Source organism: Armatimonadota bacterium (assembly GCA_039679645.1).
Lineage (GTDB): Bacteria > Armatimonadota > UBA5829 > UBA5829 > UBA5829 > UBA5829.
In genome coordinates this window covers 1-16,898 of sequence record JBDKUO010000034.1, presented here as the reverse complement: position 1 = coordinate 16,898, position 16,898 = coordinate 1, and the positions used below count along the sequence as shown (strand labels likewise).

The 16,898-nt window shown below is 51.7% G+C and carries 14 protein-coding genes; 8 read left to right on the top strand and 6 right to left on the bottom strand.

Annotated elements, in window-relative coordinates:
• Positions 1 to 143: 143 nt before the first annotated feature.
• Positions 144 to 1,421 (top strand): hypothetical protein, encoded by a 1,278-nt coding sequence (locus ABFD83_07210; GenBank protein MEN6356858.1) that lies wholly within the window; start codon positions 144 to 146, stop codon positions 1,419 to 1,421.
• A gap of 96 nt (positions 1,422 to 1,517) precedes the next feature.
• On the opposite strand, the gene ABFD83_07205 is transcribed toward ABFD83_07210, so the two are convergent.
• The gene (locus ABFD83_07205; protein ID MEN6356857.1) at positions 1,518 to 2,627 is read right to left on the bottom strand and encodes an AI-2E family transporter; all 1,110 of its coding nucleotides are present in this window, start codon (positions 2,625 to 2,627) and stop codon (positions 1,518 to 1,520) included.
• Between the two features lie 47 nt (positions 2,628 to 2,674).
• Positions 2,675 to 3,160, bottom strand: a complete 486-nt coding sequence (locus ABFD83_07200) for a YetF domain-containing protein (GenBank protein MEN6356856.1) — start codon at positions 3,158 to 3,160, stop codon at positions 2,675 to 2,677.
• Positions 3,161 to 3,455: 295 nt separating this feature from the next.
• Between ABFD83_07200 and ABFD83_07195 the strand changes: the two genes are divergently transcribed.
• Together ABFD83_07195 and ABFD83_07190 are read left to right on the top strand one after the other, a co-directional pair.
• On the top strand, positions 3,456 to 4,988 hold the full coding sequence (locus ABFD83_07195) for a M48 family metalloprotease (protein ID MEN6356855.1): 1,533 nt from the start codon (positions 3,456 to 3,458) through the stop codon (positions 4,986 to 4,988).
• Between the two features lie 121 nt (positions 4,989 to 5,109).
• A complete protein-coding gene (locus ABFD83_07190) occupies positions 5,110 to 6,120 on the top strand; it encodes a M48 family metalloprotease (GenBank protein ID MEN6356854.1) in 1,011 nt (336 codons plus the stop codon).
• Here ABFD83_07190 and ABFD83_07185 read toward each other — a convergent pair whose 3' ends face one another.
• From ABFD83_07185 to ABFD83_07170, 4 genes are all read right to left on the bottom strand, one after another.
• On the bottom strand, positions 6,121 to 6,591 hold the full coding sequence (locus ABFD83_07185; protein ID MEN6356853.1) for a GNAT family N-acetyltransferase: 471 nt from the start codon (positions 6,589 to 6,591) through the stop codon (positions 6,121 to 6,123).
• A 320-nt stretch (positions 6,592 to 6,911) separates the two neighbouring features.
• A complete protein-coding gene (locus tag ABFD83_07180; protein ID MEN6356852.1) occupies positions 6,912 to 11,453 on the bottom strand; it encodes a PQQ-binding-like beta-propeller repeat protein in 4,542 nt (1,513 codons plus the stop codon).
• A 178-nt stretch (positions 11,454 to 11,631) separates the two neighbouring features.
• The gene (locus ABFD83_07175) at positions 11,632 to 12,381 is read right to left on the bottom strand and encodes a glycerophosphodiester phosphodiesterase family protein (protein ID MEN6356851.1); all 750 of its coding nucleotides are present in this window, start codon (positions 12,379 to 12,381) and stop codon (positions 11,632 to 11,634) included.
• 84 nt (positions 12,382 to 12,465) lie between these two features.
• Positions 12,466 to 13,251, bottom strand: coding sequence for a prepilin-type N-terminal cleavage/methylation domain-containing protein (locus ABFD83_07170; protein ID MEN6356850.1), 786 nt, complete (start codon positions 13,249 to 13,251; stop codon positions 12,466 to 12,468).
• Positions 13,252 to 13,631: 380 nt separating this feature from the next.
• Between ABFD83_07170 and ABFD83_07165 the strand changes: the two genes are divergently transcribed.
• From ABFD83_07165 to ABFD83_07145, 5 genes are all read left to right on the top strand, one after another.
• Positions 13,632 to 14,078 carry a hypothetical protein gene (locus tag ABFD83_07165; GenBank protein ID MEN6356849.1) on the top strand — a complete coding sequence of 149 codons (447 nt, stop codon included), beginning with the start codon at positions 13,632 to 13,634 and terminating at the stop codon, positions 14,076 to 14,078.
• Positions 14,065 to 14,418 carry a hypothetical protein gene (locus ABFD83_07160; protein MEN6356848.1) on the top strand — a complete coding sequence of 118 codons (354 nt, stop codon included), beginning with the start codon at positions 14,065 to 14,067 and terminating at the stop codon, positions 14,416 to 14,418. The genes ABFD83_07165 and ABFD83_07160 overlap by 14 nt, the downstream gene beginning before the upstream one ends.
• Before the next feature lie 44 nt (positions 14,419 to 14,462).
• On the top strand, positions 14,463 to 15,269 hold the full coding sequence (locus ABFD83_07155) for a DUF6754 domain-containing protein (protein ID MEN6356847.1): 807 nt from the start codon (positions 14,463 to 14,465) through the stop codon (positions 15,267 to 15,269).
• Between the two features lie 102 nt (positions 15,270 to 15,371).
• Positions 15,372 to 16,178: a DUF6754 domain-containing protein gene (locus ABFD83_07150; protein MEN6356846.1), complete on the top strand. Its 807-nt coding sequence runs from the start codon at positions 15,372 to 15,374 to the stop codon at positions 16,176 to 16,178.
• A gap of 19 nt (positions 16,179 to 16,197) precedes the next feature.
• Positions 16,198 to 16,898 (top strand): hypothetical protein (locus ABFD83_07145; protein MEN6356845.1); only part of this gene is annotated, 701 nt, incomplete at its 3' end.

Here is a 16,898-nt window from a genome sequence, read left to right as displayed (position 1 = left end):
TTAACCGCTAAGCCTGCATATAAGTGCCAGGTAGTGGCATCAGAGATGCCATTTGGCCCTTTTCGGCGCAGATTATAAATCTGCCCGAACAAAGCGGAGACATATTTCTTAAGATGCGTTCGCCCTGAATGAAAGGAAGTAGCATGTCGAAGTTTTTGTGTTTTATGATTGGGCTTATGCTTATCACTGCTGGTTGCGCATATGCCGCTGATGAGTTTTACATTGGCCAATGGTGTGGCCCGCTCGAAAAGACTCAAGCCAGTTTCGCCGAGGCGGCGGATGCGGGTTTTAACGTGCTCTGGGTGAGCGGCAAGACCGTCGAGGAGAAACAGTTAGGCCTCGAACTGTGCCAAGCCAATGGCGTCAGAGGCATGATAGTCGATGAGAGGCCTCAGGTCAGGCGCAACTCGAAGAACGATATAAATGATCTCACAAAGAGCATAAAGGCTACCGTTAAGGATTACTCGAAGTATCCAGCGCTGTGGGGCTATTATGTAATAGATGAGCCGAGCGCAGTGCTATACGACAAGATTGCATTCGCCAGCAACTACTTCCTGAAAAAGGACCCCAGGCATATTCCGTTCGTTAATCTCCTGCCTACTTATGCAAGCTCTGAGCAATTGGGCAGACCGGACTATAAGACCTACGTTGATGATTTCATGAAGACCGTAAGGCCAAAGGTCCTCAGTTTTGATCACTACACTCTCTTCAAGGACACTGCCAAGATTCGTGATGACTACTTCGAGAACATGGGCATTATCCGGGACGCAGCCGTCAAATACAATGTGCCGTTCCACAGCATTATTCTTTCCGTGCCGCATGAGTGTTACCGCGATCCGTCTCTAAACGATCTGCGCTGGGAAGTATATACGGCTCTGGCCTATGGCGCCAAAGGGATTATGTATTTCACATATGGGACTCCTCGTGATCCGGTTTTCAAAGACGCCATTATCGGCCTGGACGGCAAACCCACAGCCAAGTACGCCTATGCAAAGCAGATAAATGCGGAGATAAAGGCTCTGGGCCCTACGCTCCTGAAACTGCACTCGACCGGTGTCTATCACACCGGCAGCATTCCACGCGGAGCCGAGAAACTGCAATCAGGCAATCTGCTTGACAGGATAGAAGACGGTGATTTTATCATCGGCGAGTTCGTCTCGAATAACGGCGATAAGTATGCCATGATTGTAAACCGCAGCCTTGATAAGACAGTAAAAGCCAAAGTCGTCTTCTCGCATAAAGTTATATTGCATGAACTTAGCCCTATAATCGGGGCTGAGGAGCCGGTTGCAGTGAATGATGAGACCACTTACTCAGCTTTCCACCCGAGCAAGAAGTTTGCGTGGAGCGCAGCATTCAAACCGGGGCAGGGCAGGCTGGTGCGTGTGGAACAGGTTGGCGGGCTTCCGATTGATTTATAAGAGGGGTTTTTAGTTAAGTTAGGATAGTATTATCCATAGCGACTATGTTGGGGGCAGATTCAAAATCTGCCCCCCAACTGTTATAGGATATGATTGCTATTTTTGGTTGGAGCTGTTTCTTATCGCCGGGACGATTATTTCTTTTATCAGTACCTGCAGCGCCGCGGCGATTGGGATCGCAAGCAGCGCGCCTACTATGCCGAGCAGGGTTGCGCCTGATAGCAGCGCGATAATCGTCATAAGAGGGCTGAGCCCGACATGCTTTTGCATAATCTTGGGAGCGAGGAAATTGTTCTCGGTCTGGGTCAACAAAAAGAAGAAGACTATAACCGCCGGAAGCTGCCAATGCCAGTTTGGGCTGAATAGCGATATTATAATGGCCGGCACAGCAGCGGCGACCGGCCCGACCATAGGTATGACCTCGCCTACTGCGCCGACAACACCTATCACGGCGGCGTAAGGCACACGCAGAGCCCACATGGCAAGCGAGACCGAGACGCCGATTATGATCGCCAGAGTTATCTGCCCGCGCAGCCATCCGCCCATTGCCAGGCCCATATGGCTGAAAGTGGCGCCGACCCTGCCTGCGCGCTTTGGGGGAAACAGCGACAGGAAAGAGTCGCGGATGCTCTCACGCGTAAGGAGTATATAGAAAGTCATCACCGCTACGGATAGAAACGCGATCACGCTTCCGAAGAACCCGAACACTGCCGGGGCGGAGCTGAGTACATAATTTCCTGCGGTGTCTATCTGAGACTTTGCTTTGTCTACCAATCCCGCATAATCCGGCACGTATGAGTATTGTTGATGCATATCGGCAAGCCATGTCTTTACACCGTCCAAATATTCCGGCAGGTGATTGGAAAACTTGATGCTTTCCTTTACCAGAGGCACGGCGATGAGCCCGGCTGCAGTCAGAAAGAGCGCAAGCGCTGTAATGTATACCAGCACTATCGCCAGACCCCTTGGCATCTTTCGACCGCGCGGCATCCGCAGCCTCTCCAGCCAGGCAACAGCCGGTGCCAGGCCGCACGCAAAGACGATTGATATCACCACCAGCACTACTATCGGCTTGAGCTTTACTATCAGCCAAAGCCCCAGCAAGATGCCCAGAGCGGCGAGAAACATCACTATATACCGGCCTATCGAGCCTTGTTTTGACTCGATAGGCCGATCTTGATTCTCATTTGTCTGTTTAGCAGGCATACACTACTCTTCGCCATATCTCGGCAAATTCCTTGTTGGCCTACGCATCAATCATGCGTACTGTTTGTATCTGAATATTTAGTGACGCTGACATAGCCGTCGCTTTCGAGGATTGCTTCGGCGACTTCGTGTATATCATGAATACCCTGGCGACGGAGTATTGTTTTCAGTTCACTCGGGCTCAGCCTCTCTTTGTCGAGGTTGTGCTCTATCATCTTGCCGTGATGAATCAGCAGGGTGGGGCGTCCCTGGATCAGGTTCTCAAAACGCTTTGACTTGAACGTCGCATATTCCATAAAGATACTCAAGGCAATTATCACACTCGCCAGGATAACCCCGCCTGTGATGGAGTTGTCGCCGCCGTTCATGGAGTTTTGCACGGCATTACTGATCAGCAATATTGCGACCAGTTCGCCTACACCCATCTGCCCGACCTGCCTCTTGCCTCCCAGGCGCAGCAACACAATTACGGCAATATAGACAACCGCTGCGCGCGCAATAAACTGCCAGCATGGAAAGGATAAATGCCACATTATACTCACCTCGTCAGACCATATAATAACAATGCAGCCTGATGTATGCAAGCGCGCAATATCCAGGGGCACTTGTCCGGCATTCTTGCGTCTTATACATATATCATAAGTGTTTCGATAGAGACTCGTCTGAGCTATACTGTATTTAGTATATATTTTGATCGAAGGACGGATTGAAATAATGAGGCCTACAATTATAAGTTTCGGGAATGAATTCCCGAAATACCAAGTTTCGGGAATGAATTTCCGAAACACCAAACACCGATGCCGATATAGCGTATACCATGCTGCATGGTTGTGTGCGTTTATTATCACATGCTGCGTGCTTTTTGCGTCCACGGCTTTTGCGACGACTACACTCCAGGATGAGATAGACCTCGGTAAGAAGCTGGATGTCGAGATCCTCAAGGAATACGAGCAGGTCAAGGATGAAGCAGCACTCAAGGAGATCAACGAATACGGCCAGCAGTTGGTCAAAGGCAGCAGTATCAACAGACCTCAGATCAAATACCATTTCAGGATATTAAAGCAGGACGATCTGAACGCGTTTTCCACACCAGGCGGATATGTATATTTCGCCAGTCATCTTTGGGATGTGCTCAGGCCGGATGAGCGCAAGGGTGTCCTCGCACATGAGATAGTCCACATAGACAGGCGTCACGCAATAGATGCCGCATCAAAAGCCAACCGCCAATCTTGGTATCTGGGAGCGTTCTTGACTGTGATCGGCGCTAATCGCAGCGTGAGTGATTTCGTAAATATGTGGCATAGCTTTGCAGTCCTCAACTATTCGCGTGGTGATGAAAAGCAGGCCGATGAGATAGGTGTTCAACTGCTCCACGAAGCCGGCTATAACCCTGCGGGGCTGCTTTTGTCCATGCGCAAGATAAACAGGTTTCAGACAGAAGCGGGCGGCGAGGGGTCGGTATATTTCAGTAATCACCCGCTGACTAAGGACAGACTCGCATACCTCACCGCCGATCTTGAAAAGATGGGAGTGCCGGTGCCGCCTGAGGACGTCAAAGAGATACCCAACCCGAACAAGATCGGCACTGTGGCATATGTATCCGATATGAATGTACGATTCGGATCATCAAAAAAACTGCAAACGGGAGACATAGTGTGGCTGATGGGTCAGGGTTGGGACTATCGTTACGAAAACCATATTGCGGTGCCGGTCGCCAGGGGTGTGGTCACGTCTGCCGGGAGCGCATACTCCGCGCAGATAGCGCTGATGTCCGGAGTCAAAGCCGACAAGATCACAGTCGGAACAGACGTGTGCGCTCTTCCTGCGCCGGAAGCAGCCGGCGGAATAGCGAGCCTGGAGAAAGGGAAAGTAATATCAAAGTCGCAGATTGAGAAGTTTGACAGATTCATTGCGCTCCAGCAGGTGTGGAACAATGAGTCGGACAAGTTGGTTAACGACAACGCAGGCTATGTGGTTATCACCGACCCCAAAAGCCCAACGGGGTATGTAGCAGCTACACGCTCCGAGTATTCTTATGCGCCGGTCGCGACAGGCTCGGTGCTTGTTAAGTTGAATGATCCTGATGAGAAGCGCTGGGCCGGGATTATAATCTCGATGGGCAGGAGCGGTCAAACGATCGAAGTATTGCCCGACCGGGCTTTGGACTCGAAGAAAACGTATGAAGTAACGACTCCGGCATGGAACTCGAAAGTCAAATATGAGGACCGGATCATTGGAACTGCAATACTTGCAGCATCCAAGGGGAAGATCGTGATGAAGATGAGCATGTTTTTGCCCGGCAAAAGCATGACCGATATTCAAAATGGCTTCGACGTGTATGAAGAGAAGCCCTCCAGGTAGGATACCTGGAGGGATAAAAGAAGAAGACTGAAGCAAAGTGAACATCTGATCGTGTATCGTTGATCGTTGATCGTTGATACACGATCAACGATCAGACGATATGATATTACGGGGGCGAGTCTTGAGGCGTTATTGGTTCTCTGGGTTCATGATAATGGCTCTGCTGACGGTGTGTGTCAGCGCGTCGGCCTTCTCGATTGAGGATGAGATTAAGCTCGGGGAGCAGGCGTCAAAAGAGGTCGAAAAGGAGATGCCGCCCTCCGAAAACCAGAAGTGGCAGCAGGATATCGCCGAGATGGGCGCAAAGATGGCACCGCTCGTCGAGCGCAAGCAGATTAAATATCGCTTTATGATCATCCAGGCCAAGGACGAGATCAATGCATTTGCTCTGCCCGGCGGATATGTCTACTTCACCGAGCGAATGTGGCAGATTATGACCCCTGATGAACGCGGTGCCATACTCGCGCACGAAATGACACACTGCGACCGGCGCCATGGCGTAGATATGATGCTCAAGAGCCGGCAGCGCGCTTTATGGATGCTGCCGGTGATAATCATGGGGGGCGGTGTGCTCGGCAATATTGCGGTGTGGGGAAATGCAGCCATTACTCAGCGTTACTCGCGGATCATGGAGCGCGAGGCCGACGAGATGGGTATCAAGATGGCAGCCAAAGCCGGGTTCAATCCTTCCGGCGCGGTGACATCCATGAAAAAGCTCCTTAACATCGAAAGCAACCTGAACCGATACGAAGTCTCCGCAATTTTTGCCAGCCACCCGGACACCCAAAAGCGAATCGATTACTTGACTGCGGAGGCTATTGCGCTTGGAGCCAAAAAGACCGATATGCAGTTCAAGGCGCTTGACGACCCGCACAGGTTGGGCAATATCATACGCCGTATGCCTGAAGTCAATACCATATATGCGCGCACCACAACTCCACTCAACTACGGCAAATCCGTCAGCATAAAGAAGATGCTCTGGGACGATGAGACGCAGTCATTGAGGCCTAAGACAGTCGCCACAGCAACTGTCCTCACACCAGGCAACCACCCAATTCTACTTCTCAAAGTCAACAAAGACGATGCTCTTGCTGAGATAATGGAGGGTGATGGTGTGTATCCGCCGGACTGATCAGTCCGGTTTCTGCAACGCCAGTGTCATATATCTGTTCGAAGACTTGAACCCAAACTTTTCGTAGATGTGCTGGCCCATCTCTGAGGCTTGAAGAGCAATGCGTTGTGCGGGGGTGGTTTTCACATATTCGATGATATGCTGAAGCAGCATTGTCGCTATGCCTCTGCCGCGGTGCTGAGGAACCGTATACATATTGAGGATATACGCTTGGAGTATGGATGTGTTATTGGCTGTCGGTGGTCTGTGTGAAAAAATCAGACCTCCAGTCCCGACAATCTTCCCATCCTCCTCGGCAAACCAGACCAGGAATTCTCCCGTCGGAAGTTTTTCTGTGATATATTGGCGAGTCAAGCTCAGAAGCGTAGTTTCAGACTCAGGTGAACTTGGGTTCATTTCTTTTAGGAAAGCCATACGTAAAGCAGCAACCTGTTCTATATCTTCTGCCCCTGCAAGGCGAATAGTGACCATCGGAATCCTCCTTGGAGATGTGATTTTACGCATTGGTGTGAGAAATTATAGCACAGGCAGTATGTTACGGGCGAAGCATTTGCAACTGTTATAACTACCGATGTCCTTATTGGTCGGCAAATGCTTCGCCCCTACGACAAACCTGCTTGCTGCCAAATTGGGGTCTCTGAACCCCGCAACCTTTGCTGGAATAGCCGGATTCGGAGATCCGACGCTGGTTTTCGGGTAAGGATTCGGAGATCCTTACCCATCATAAATTTGCGACTGTTATAACCGCCGATGTCCTTATTGATCGGTAAATGCTTCACCCCTACGGAAAACTATTTAGTGACCGGCGAGATGGATGTAGCTCTGAGTACGGTGGCTGTAGTGGAACCCACAAGCTCGCGGCAGGCTATGCCGGTGGCGATCACGTAGTCTCCGGTCTTGAACTGGCTGGTGTCTTCATCCGTTCGAATTTCTATACCTGCAGTGCCGCGCTCAGACATGGATTCCGAGCCGTCGGATATCACGATATATCCATCACCCGAGGCAGTAACTCTACCGCATACTTTGACCAGTAGCCCGACTGGGTCAAGGCCAGGCCGAGTTATGAAGCTGCTGCGCATATAAAACGGCTTGAGTTCACAGCGCAGTTTTGTGTCCTTGAGCACAGCCAAATCGATCACCCTCTCGCCATAGCGAGCGTCCATCACTCCTGACACATCAGCCAGTGCGCCCGGCTCAAGGCTGCAGCCGCTGAGTGCGCATCTGATCCCGGATGTCCTGCCTAATTCCTCGACGTATACACAGTCGTCAAATACCGCCGAGACGACTTTGCCCTTTAACTGAATGCTGCCGTCCGCAACCTGCTTGGCCTGGCCGATAGAGTTTTCCGCAGAGTCAAGAATAATAGTAAACGGTTCTGAAGACCCCGCGCCGCTTGTAAGTGAGGCCCAGTTGGTTGCTTTTACTGAAACGTAATATATAATCCCAGCTTCGATAGACTGCATAGAAATCTCAGCAGAGACGGATCTGCCTGCGGCTTTCCAGGCGATAATGTCGCTGTAGTCGGGTTGAGTCCCAACGGCATAGGAGTAGTATTGTATGCCCGACTCAGGGTCGGAAGCCGACCATGAGCAGTTGAGTGTCTGCCCTGGGGTCAATATTTGTTTGTCTATTGTGATGATGGGTGTTGTTGGAGTGGTAGTGTCACCAGATGCAGTATCTCTGAAACAGTAAATGCAGCCATTATCCGAGCCTGCAATGACGGAGCCGTCCGGTCCGAGCGCCGGTGACGATAAGATCGACTGCGAGACTTTATGCTTCCAAATCAGCGTGCCATTCGGGGCAACCGCATACATCGTTCCATCCGCGCAGCCGAAGTAGATGGTGCCGTCTTGAGCAATCGCGGGCGATGACTTGACCGCGCCCGGCAGGTTCATGTGCCATAGAGTCTCGCCATTGGAGTTTAGAGCATAAAACGCTCCTGTGCCGCCGACGACGCCGGCTCCGAAATAGACATTGCCGTCGGAGTCTATGGCTGCCGAAGAGTCTGGGATCAGGCCGATATATTTGCTCCACTTCTTTGTGCCGTTTGAGTCGATCGCGTAGAAAGTAGAGTCTCCTGATCCTATGTAGATCACTCCGTTTTCATCTATTGCCGGTGATGAGTCGATAGCGCTTCCGGTCCGATATGTCCACTTCAATGAGCCGCCGGAAGTCAGCGCATAGACCTTTCCGTCTCCACATCCGAAGTAGATTGAGCCGTCCGCGCCAATGGCGGGTGAAGACCATACCGCGCCGCCCGAGAGAAATTTCCACTTGATGGTGCCGTCGGCTTTGACTGCATATATACGGCCATCCTCACAGCCGAATATGATTGAACCGTCAGAAGCAAGATTGGGTGAGGACCAGATCATACCGCCGGCCTGATATTTCCATCTCAACACGCCGGTTGAGCTGACGCAATATAGATAACCGTCATATGAGCCTATATAGATATTGCCGTAAGAGTCGATGGCAGGTGACGAGTCTATACTGCCGCCGGTTTTGTACGTCCAGCGCAGACCTCCTGATGAATTAAAAGCATACAGCATGCCGTCGCTGGAGCCGACATATACCGTCCCGTCACCTGCTATTGCAGCGGATGACTCAACATATCCCTGTGTCTGATAATACCAGCGCATGGTGCCGGTGAGGCTTGCAGAGACGACTGAGCAGCCCGTGTTTGCCGAGTCACAGCGATATTTTGGCCATACGGTAACCCCGGGCTTATATTCGATTCCATCGCTGCAGCCCATCTCGCTGGTAAGCCCGGCATTGTTTTTTGCCTTGACGGTGAAATAGTATTTTACGTTTTCCTGCAGGGTCAGGCCTGAGACTGCAGCCCAGGGCTGCGCGCCGCTCGACGTCCAGCCTGATATATCAGCCGAGCCGGGGGAAGTTCCTATGCAGAAGAGATATTCTGCCAGACCGGACTCACCATCTGCGGATGTCCAGCTTGCGCGCAGGCTGTCGGGAGAATATGTGAAGTCGCCGTCGTCAGTGACAATCGGTGTCGAAGGCGCGGTCGTATCTATTGTGATTCCGTCGGAAGAGCCGTTCGTGCTTACCAGTCCAGCGCCATTAGTCGCTCGAACGGTAAAGTAGTACGTGTAGCCGTTTACCAAAGCAAGACCGGTAAGGGATATGGAATTATGCGTTGTAGCCCTCCAGGCAATTGTATCGTCCATACCAGCTGATGTGCCCACGCAGTAGGCATATTCTTTAATCCCGGTCTCCGCATCCTGCGAACTCCAGCCTGCATTCAGGCTCGTTGTGTTGGTTGAGTATGCGCCGTCATCCGTCACGACAGGTGTCGAAGGCGGCGTGTCGTCCACTTTTATCGCCTCACTGACCTCGATGTTACTCCAGACTCCAACGCCGTTTTTTGTGCGTGCGGCTATATAGTAAGTCGTGTTCCAGTTAAATGAGCCGTTGATCACAACCTCTTGACCCGACACTGCCGACTGCCAGTCAGGTGAAGCGGGTACATCAGGCGAGGTCAGCAGCACATACTGCGTCAACGAAACGCCGGACTCCGGATCGGATGCGTTTATAGCCGCTTTGATCTGTGTTGAGGTCGCGCTCGTCGTGATAGAGTCTATGACAGGCTTGGTCAGGTCAGGCTTGATGCCGTTTGAATAGCCTTCGCTCATCAGCCCGGCACGGTTGTATGCTCGAACACTGGCGTAATATGCAACTCCATGGGATAGAATAAGACCGGTTATGGTCTGCTCCCTGGCGGCGCCTGATCTTGTCCATCCGAGCACATCACTGAGGCCGTCCGCGGTTCCGATGGAATATTCATAATGGTCTATTCCCGATTCGGCGTCGCCTGAGCCGAAGACGATATGCAGTTGGCTGGAAGAGCTTGTCCAGTTGCCGTCATCAATAACCAACGGTCTGATTGGAGGCGTATAGTCGACCCTGATCCCGTCCGATGTGCCGATATCTCCAACAAGGCCTGCTCCGTTTGTCGCGCGGACACTGAAGTAGTAGTCAGCGCCGTTTACCAGAGCCAGGTCTGCCCGTGTTATATGGGTTGCCGTGCCTGCATCGGTAAACGGAACAAGGTCATCTCCACCCGGAGCAGTTCCAATGGCATATTCGTATTGTTTTATGCCGGACTCGGGGTCATCACACGACCAGGATGCATGCAGCGTGCTAGACAGAGTCGAATATATGCCATCATCGGTCACGGCGGGGGCAGGCGGAGGCGTGGTATCGCTTCCAAACGCGCTCAAGATGCCATTGTAGCTGAGAACATAGAGTGTGCCCTGATCGTCGATGGCAGGCGATGAGGTAACACCGGTGCCCACGGATGCCGACCAGATCAGCGATCCGGATTCGTTCAAGGCGTATATGGTCCCATTACTCGAACCGAAATATATCGTACCCACTGAATCTATTGCAGGAGACGATTCTATATAGCTGGCGACATAATATTTCCATTGTTGAGAGCCACTTGTGCTCAAGCTATAAAGCGCTCCATCCCTGCTGCCGAAGATAATAGAACCATCGGAGGCGATTGCAGGTGATGATACTATCGCGCCGGAAGAGGCAAACCTCCAAATTTGTGTGCCTGCCGGGCGGAGCGCATACATGTGTCCGGCCATAGTGCCGAAGTATATTCTTCCATCGGAGCCGATAGCGGGCGAACTTTTTATAACAGAAGACGAAAGTGCTGCAAACTTCCACTTGAGTGATCCGTTGGAATACAGAGCATAGAGATTGCCGTCTTCGCAGCCGAAATAGATCGTGCCGTCGGATGCCACCGCGGCTGATGACGAAATGACCCCGCCGGCCGTATAGCAGAACTTTTGAGTTCCGTTGGCATAAAATGCAAATAGTTTCTTTGCACTGCTGCCCACGTAGATCGTGCCGTCCGTGCCGATAGTCGGTGAGCAGCCGGATGCGCCCTGCAGGCTCTTTTTCCAGACAAGTGAGCCACTTGACGAGATGGCATAAAGGTAGCCGTCTGTGGAAGCCACATAAACCGTGCCGTCCGAGGCTATAGCAGGCGAAGAGGCGCCCGTGCTGCCGCAGTTATATGACCAGAGCTGTTCTCCGCCGAAGCTGATTGCGACCAGCATCCCACTGGAGACGACATAGACCCGGTCGTCGCCCACGGCAGGCGAAGCGAGGCCTGTGCTGCCGATTTGGCTTGTCCACGCAAGTGTCGCGCTTGACGGACCTGCATATACGCTTCTTGCACTGTGGAACTGGTCATGTCTGAAACAGGGCCATGGCGAGTCGGCCAACTGTGCACTCGTCTGTCTGCAACAAATGAAAAGCACTGCAATAAATGGTAATATTGAAAGAAAAGCTCTGCCGCGCATAGTTCAAACCCCCTGTAGCAGGCGTGCATATGATCGTAAAGCTGATACCCTGCCTACCAGGCGTTCAAACATGTCACAAGCTCAACAAACAAACTGCTGAGATGCAGCAAGGGCCGGGGTCAAACACCCCGGCCCTGTATTAATATGGCGGCGATTCGGAAATCGCTACCGAGACTGGTTAGTGGTTCTTGGTGTGTCTAAAAACGTTGTTTAAGACATCCGCGCGGTTGGTTGTAATTCCGTCTACCCCGGCGTCAATAATACGCTTCATATCGAGCGGGTCGTCAACAGTCCAGACATAAGTCTTCAGACCGGCGGACCTCATCGCATCGACAAGAGGCTTGTCCACGGCTGTCATCTCGAGGTCGACACCGTCAAGACCATGGTCTTTGACAGTCTTTATGATTGCGGCGCTGTCGTAAGTCGGGTTTGCCTTGTTTGTGGCGTCGAGCCAGTATACGGGCACTGTCGGCATCATCTTCTTGAATGCGGTGATGACATTGATGTCAAAGCCTATGATTCGGACGACTTCCTGCTTACCGCTGGTTTTTATTGCATCACACAGCAAAGGCAGTATATCCTGGCCGCACTTGATTTCTATAAAGAGAATACGGTCTTTAGGTTGGGCAGCAAGCACTTCTTCGATAAAGGGAATTTTCTCACCGGCGTACTTCTTGTCTTTATAACTGCCGACATCGACTGTGCGCAGTGTTGCGGAGTCGGTGCCTGGAATTGAGAGGATTTTGTCGGACACTCTGTTGGTGTCGGCATCATGAATGACCATTGCTTTGCCGTCTTTGGACCTTTGAATGTCAAGCTCCACACCGTCAGCCCATTTCCAGCCAAGCTCGAATGATGCCAGAGTATTCTCCGGCGCAGTGTAAGAGGCTCCTCTGTGAGCTATTATTTGAATTGTACGTGCAGACAAACTGCTACCTCCCAGGCTCAAAATTAACGCGACAACATATACAGCAAATCTGCGCATAAATGAGGGTCCTTTCTTTGAAGTAAATTACTTTTCGGAACTTATCTCAGTTGCGGTATGCCAACGGCTTAGCTGCTGCAGCCTTGCTTCGAGGTGGTCGGTCCCTCTTACACGTGAGGCATGTCCATCGGCAAACAGAGTATTGGAATAAGCCACGCAGTTATCCGGGGTCTGATCGCCCAGATGCCAGAGGCACAGGTCGCCGATTACGGCTTTCTTGGTTGGGTATGCAATGCACTTATATGGCGCTCCCACTCGCTCTTTGCCCGATGCGCTGGCGAGCAGCGGTGAAAGCGATGTCCATGGAACCGCAACACTGGAATGAGCCCAGTCTTCCTGAACGGAGGCATAGTACTCATAGCTGCTGCCGGTAGATTTCCAAACCGGCATACCCTTCTCGATACCACAGGAGCATATGGTTTCGTCGGTCACGCCGCTGTCGCTGGGACAACGGAAAACACCCGCGTTCACATACACTTTTTTGCCGTCTGTTATTTCGTAGACCATGCCGTTCATTACATAAGGCTGAAGAAGTCCCTGCAGAGTATTACGGTTTCTTGGTTGCCAGTATTCCGGGGAACCGTAACTAACGGCAGCGGGGAACCGGTCGCCGTAGTCATCCATATACATGCGCAAACCTGCGCCGATCTGCCTCATGTTCGACAGACACTCGGAGATTTTCGCGGTTTCTTTTGACTTTATAAAGACGGGGAACATGATAGTTCCCAGGATGGCGACAACCACCATCACTACAAGCAGTTCTACAAGAGTAAAACCACGTGCAGCCCTTTTTAGTAATCCCTTATTATTCACTCTTCCCACTTGCATCGTCTAGCCTTTCGCATGCCGGCGCCCACCCGCATTGCGACAAGCATGACCTGCCTATACAGGCATATTACATCACTTTTGGCCGACAGTCAACACCAATTATTGCTCATGCCAAAAAAATACATCATACCTCACACCAAAGCAGCATGACGCCGGATGCTGGCTTACAAATTGCCTGGCGCATCGTCCAAGCGGGATTGTCAATGATCACGATGCAGCAAACGGATTGCCGCACTTATATTATCAGTAAAACCTCGACTATTCTTTATGCGAGAGGCAATTATGCGATGTTGAGCTTGACACTGATTTTGTTCATTCATATAATGGACTCAACTACTTAATCTGAAAATGCAGTCATTACCTTAATGTCCACCCGAAATGATCCCGCAGAGACTGAGAACAAGATAGTTATGAGTTGGAATGTGCATCTAGCCCGTCAGTGCCCCATGAAGCTGGCTGTTCTGGCTGGATCGATCGCATTCGTGTCAATTGCTGCGTATTGGTGGATCGGCTGCCTGGCAGTATTTGCGGTGGCGGCCGTAATGATCGCAGGGTTCGCTGACTTTGTCTTCCCCGTAAATTACACCCTCACACGCGAGAGCGCGTTATGCCATACGAAGTTCAAGCAAAGTGAGATCAAATGGGAGAACGTTCAGCGCTGCTATCTCGATGATACGGGCGTCAAGCTAAGTCCGCTTGATCGACCTTCGCGCCTGGAGGCGTTCAGAGGGGTATATCTCAGGTTCGCTGATAACAAAAGTGATGTGATCGACACGGTAAAAGCTTTATGGGTGAAAAATGCCGCCGATTGAAATAAGCTTGCCTCTGAGCGAGGAAGAACGCGACTCGCTGATTAACTCCATATCGGAAAAGGTCGTCTCAAGACGGCTGGAGACTCCGGCAGTGCTCTTTCTGGAAATGCACAAGCCGCTATCGTTTATCGCCAGTCAGGCCGCGCTTGTCGCCATGCCGTTTCTTGGCCCCCTGGTAGGAGCAAAAGGGATGGCCGACCTGAGCAGACTGCTTGCGGATAGAAACAACGTGGATTTGCTCATCACTCGTATTGAAGAAATGAGCATGGAAGCCGGGGAGTCTGAAAGTCAAAAAGTTAAAAAGTTAAAAAGTCAAAAAGTTAGAGACTGGGATTCATAACTCAAAGAGTTGCCGATGCTGTCCACTCTTGGATAGGAACCAAAATGGGCGATTACGCAAACACAGCGGTATATGTCGTCGAAGGGTTACTCTGCTTCTTTATATTATATAAAATATTTTCAGCCCGACTTGGACAGAAGCTGTATATACGGCGAATAGCCGGACTGTCGTCGCTGGACGAGGCCGTCGGGCGCGCGACTGAAATGGGCAAGCCGATGCTCTTCGTGCCGGGGTTGAGCGGGTTGGATATAATAGGGCTGCAGGCAATGGCGGTCCTCTCGCACGTCACCAAGCATGCAGCCAAATACGGCACGCGGGTGATCGTTCCACTTGCGGATGCGGTGCTGTATACCGTCGCCGAAGAAGTGTCAAAAGACGCTTACGCCGATGCGGGTAGGCCGGAACTGTTCAACATTGATGATATCAGATATCTATCCGGACGGCAGTTCGCATGGGCATCGGGTGTAGTCGGGACGATCTATCGTGAGCAGGTCGCCACTGTTTTCTACTTCGGATACTTTGCCGCAGAAGCCCTGATCCTGTCGGAAAATGGTCAGCGGGCCGGGGCGATCCAGATCGCAGGCACTACGGAGACTACCCAGGTGCCTTTCCTGTTGGCATCCTGCGATTATACGATCATAGGCGAAGAGTACTATGCGACAAGCGCATATCTTTCAAGGGAACCGACACTGCTGGGAAGCCTTGTGGGTCAGGACTGGGGCAAGATACTGATCGTCGGCATTGTCATTCTTGGAGCGATCAGCGTCACGCTTGCGCAAGTAATGCCGGGTAATCCAATAGCCGGGTTCCTGCATTGCCACTTCTTCAGATTTTTCGGCGGAGGATTTTGAGACAAAATATCCCGATGTGCAAGGAAGTACGGACCAGGCTCGCTAACTAATACAGATAGTCCGGGAGAAAACGGGCAGGATTTATACGTATAGAGGATGTAAATGGGCGATTATGCAAATGGAGCGGTCTATATAGTCGAAGGACTGCTCACGTTTTTCATACTATATAAAATACTCTCCGCGCGGCGTGGACAACAGCTTTTTATTCGGCGTATACCGGGACTGTCCGTTCTGGATGAAGCGGTCGGTCGGGCAACTGAGATGGGTCGGCCTATGCTCTTCGTGCCCGGTATATGCGGGCTGGATATAGTCGGGCTTCAATCGATGGCCGTCCTCTCGCACGTCACCAAGCATGCCGCCAAATACGGCACGCGGGTGATCGTCCCGCTCTTCGACGCAGTGCTTTATACTGTTGCGGAAGAAGTCTCCAAAGATGCTTATACCTCTGAAGGCAAGCCGGAGCAGTTCAACGCAGATGATGTAAGGTATTTGTCGGGACGCCAGTTTGCATATGCGTCGGGGGTCGTGGGAACTATGTATCGCGAAAAGGTAGCCACGATCTTCTATTGCGGGAGTTTTGCCGCGGAAGCGTTGGTCCTGTCCGAAAACGGCCACCATGCGGGTGCGATCCAGATCGCGAGCCTGGCCGGGACCGTCCAGATTCCATTTTTCCTGGCATCGTGCGATTATACGATATTCGGCGAGGAATACTACGCGGCAAGCGCATATCTCTCCAGAGAGCCTACGCTATTGGGCAGTCTGGTCGGCCAGGACTGGAGCAAACTCGTTGTCGTAGGGATAATCGTACTCGGAGCGATTAGCGCAACCCTTACACTGACTCTTCCGGGCAATCCCGTGGTTGAGTTCCTGCAACAAAATTTCTTTAGGTTTTTCTGTAAAGGACAATAATTAGATGCATGGCAGTCTCATGACATTTTTATCTATGCCGCGGCACGGTTGGCAGTTAGCCGCGTTTATCGCGGGAGCGCTGATAATCGGCGCAATAGGGCTGTGGTTCCTGACGATGGTACCTGCCCGCCACCGTAAAAACCTGATCGCCTTGATTACGTTTATCGGCGGCTTGTATTATTCGCTGGAGTTTCTGATCCCTCCCGCGGCATGGCATCTGCACCCAATGCGAAACCCTCTTACCGATGCGAGGGCGCTGGTAGGCCAGATAGTGCAGATCATCTGGAGCTTTGCGCTGTTTTTAGGCATTTGGAACCTGTTCCAAATACACGGTAGAGCTGTTAGTAAGAGAGGCCAGGGGTGGTATAACAGCGCGGCATTCTTCGTGGCATTTTTCGGCATCCTCATATCGGGAATTATGAAAGACGCTAACAACCATGCTGCGGAAAGCATGTTCACGATCCTCTTCACCGGCTTCCTTACATCCCTGGATGCGACGATGTTCTCATTGATCGCGTTCTATATAGTGTCGGCGGCATTCCGTGCGTTCAGAATACGCTCGACGGAATCGGTGCTGATGATGGCGGCGGCAGCGATCATTATGCTGGCTCTGGTGCCGGTAGGGGTGGTGCTGACAAACTGGCTGCCCGAGACCGGTTTTCTTTCCATCTTCAGGCTGGAGAGGATCGGCTACTGGCTGCTGATATGGCCGAACATGGC

Bases quoted from the DNA above. Each gene is read 5' to 3' on its own strand.
- ABFD83_07210 (MEN6356858.1), top strand. From the start codon at position 144: ATGTCGAAGTTTTTGTGTTTTATGATTGGGCTTATGCTTATCACTGCT.
- ABFD83_07205 (MEN6356857.1), bottom strand. From the start codon at position 2,627: ATGCCTGCTAAACAGACAAATGAGAATCAAGATCGGCCTATCGAGTCA.
- ABFD83_07200 (MEN6356856.1), bottom strand. From the start codon at position 3,160: ATGTGGCATTTATCCTTTCCATGCTGGCAGTTTATTGCGCGCGCAGCG.
- ABFD83_07185 (MEN6356853.1), bottom strand. From the start codon at position 6,591: ATGGTCACTATTCGCCTTGCAGGGGCAGAAGATATAGAACAGGTTGCT.
- ABFD83_07180 (MEN6356852.1), bottom strand. From the start codon at position 11,453: ATGCGCGGCAGAGCTTTTCTTTCAATATTACCATTTATTGCAGTGCTT.
- ABFD83_07165 (MEN6356849.1), top strand. From the start codon at position 13,632: ATGTCCACCCGAAATGATCCCGCAGAGACTGAGAACAAGATAGTTATG.
- ABFD83_07160 (MEN6356848.1), top strand. From the start codon at position 14,065: ATGCCGCCGATTGAAATAAGCTTGCCTCTGAGCGAGGAAGAACGCGAC.
- ABFD83_07155 (MEN6356847.1), top strand. From the start codon at position 14,463: ATGGGCGATTACGCAAACACAGCGGTATATGTCGTCGAAGGGTTACTC.
- ABFD83_07150 (MEN6356846.1), top strand. From the start codon at position 15,372: ATGGGCGATTATGCAAATGGAGCGGTCTATATAGTCGAAGGACTGCTC.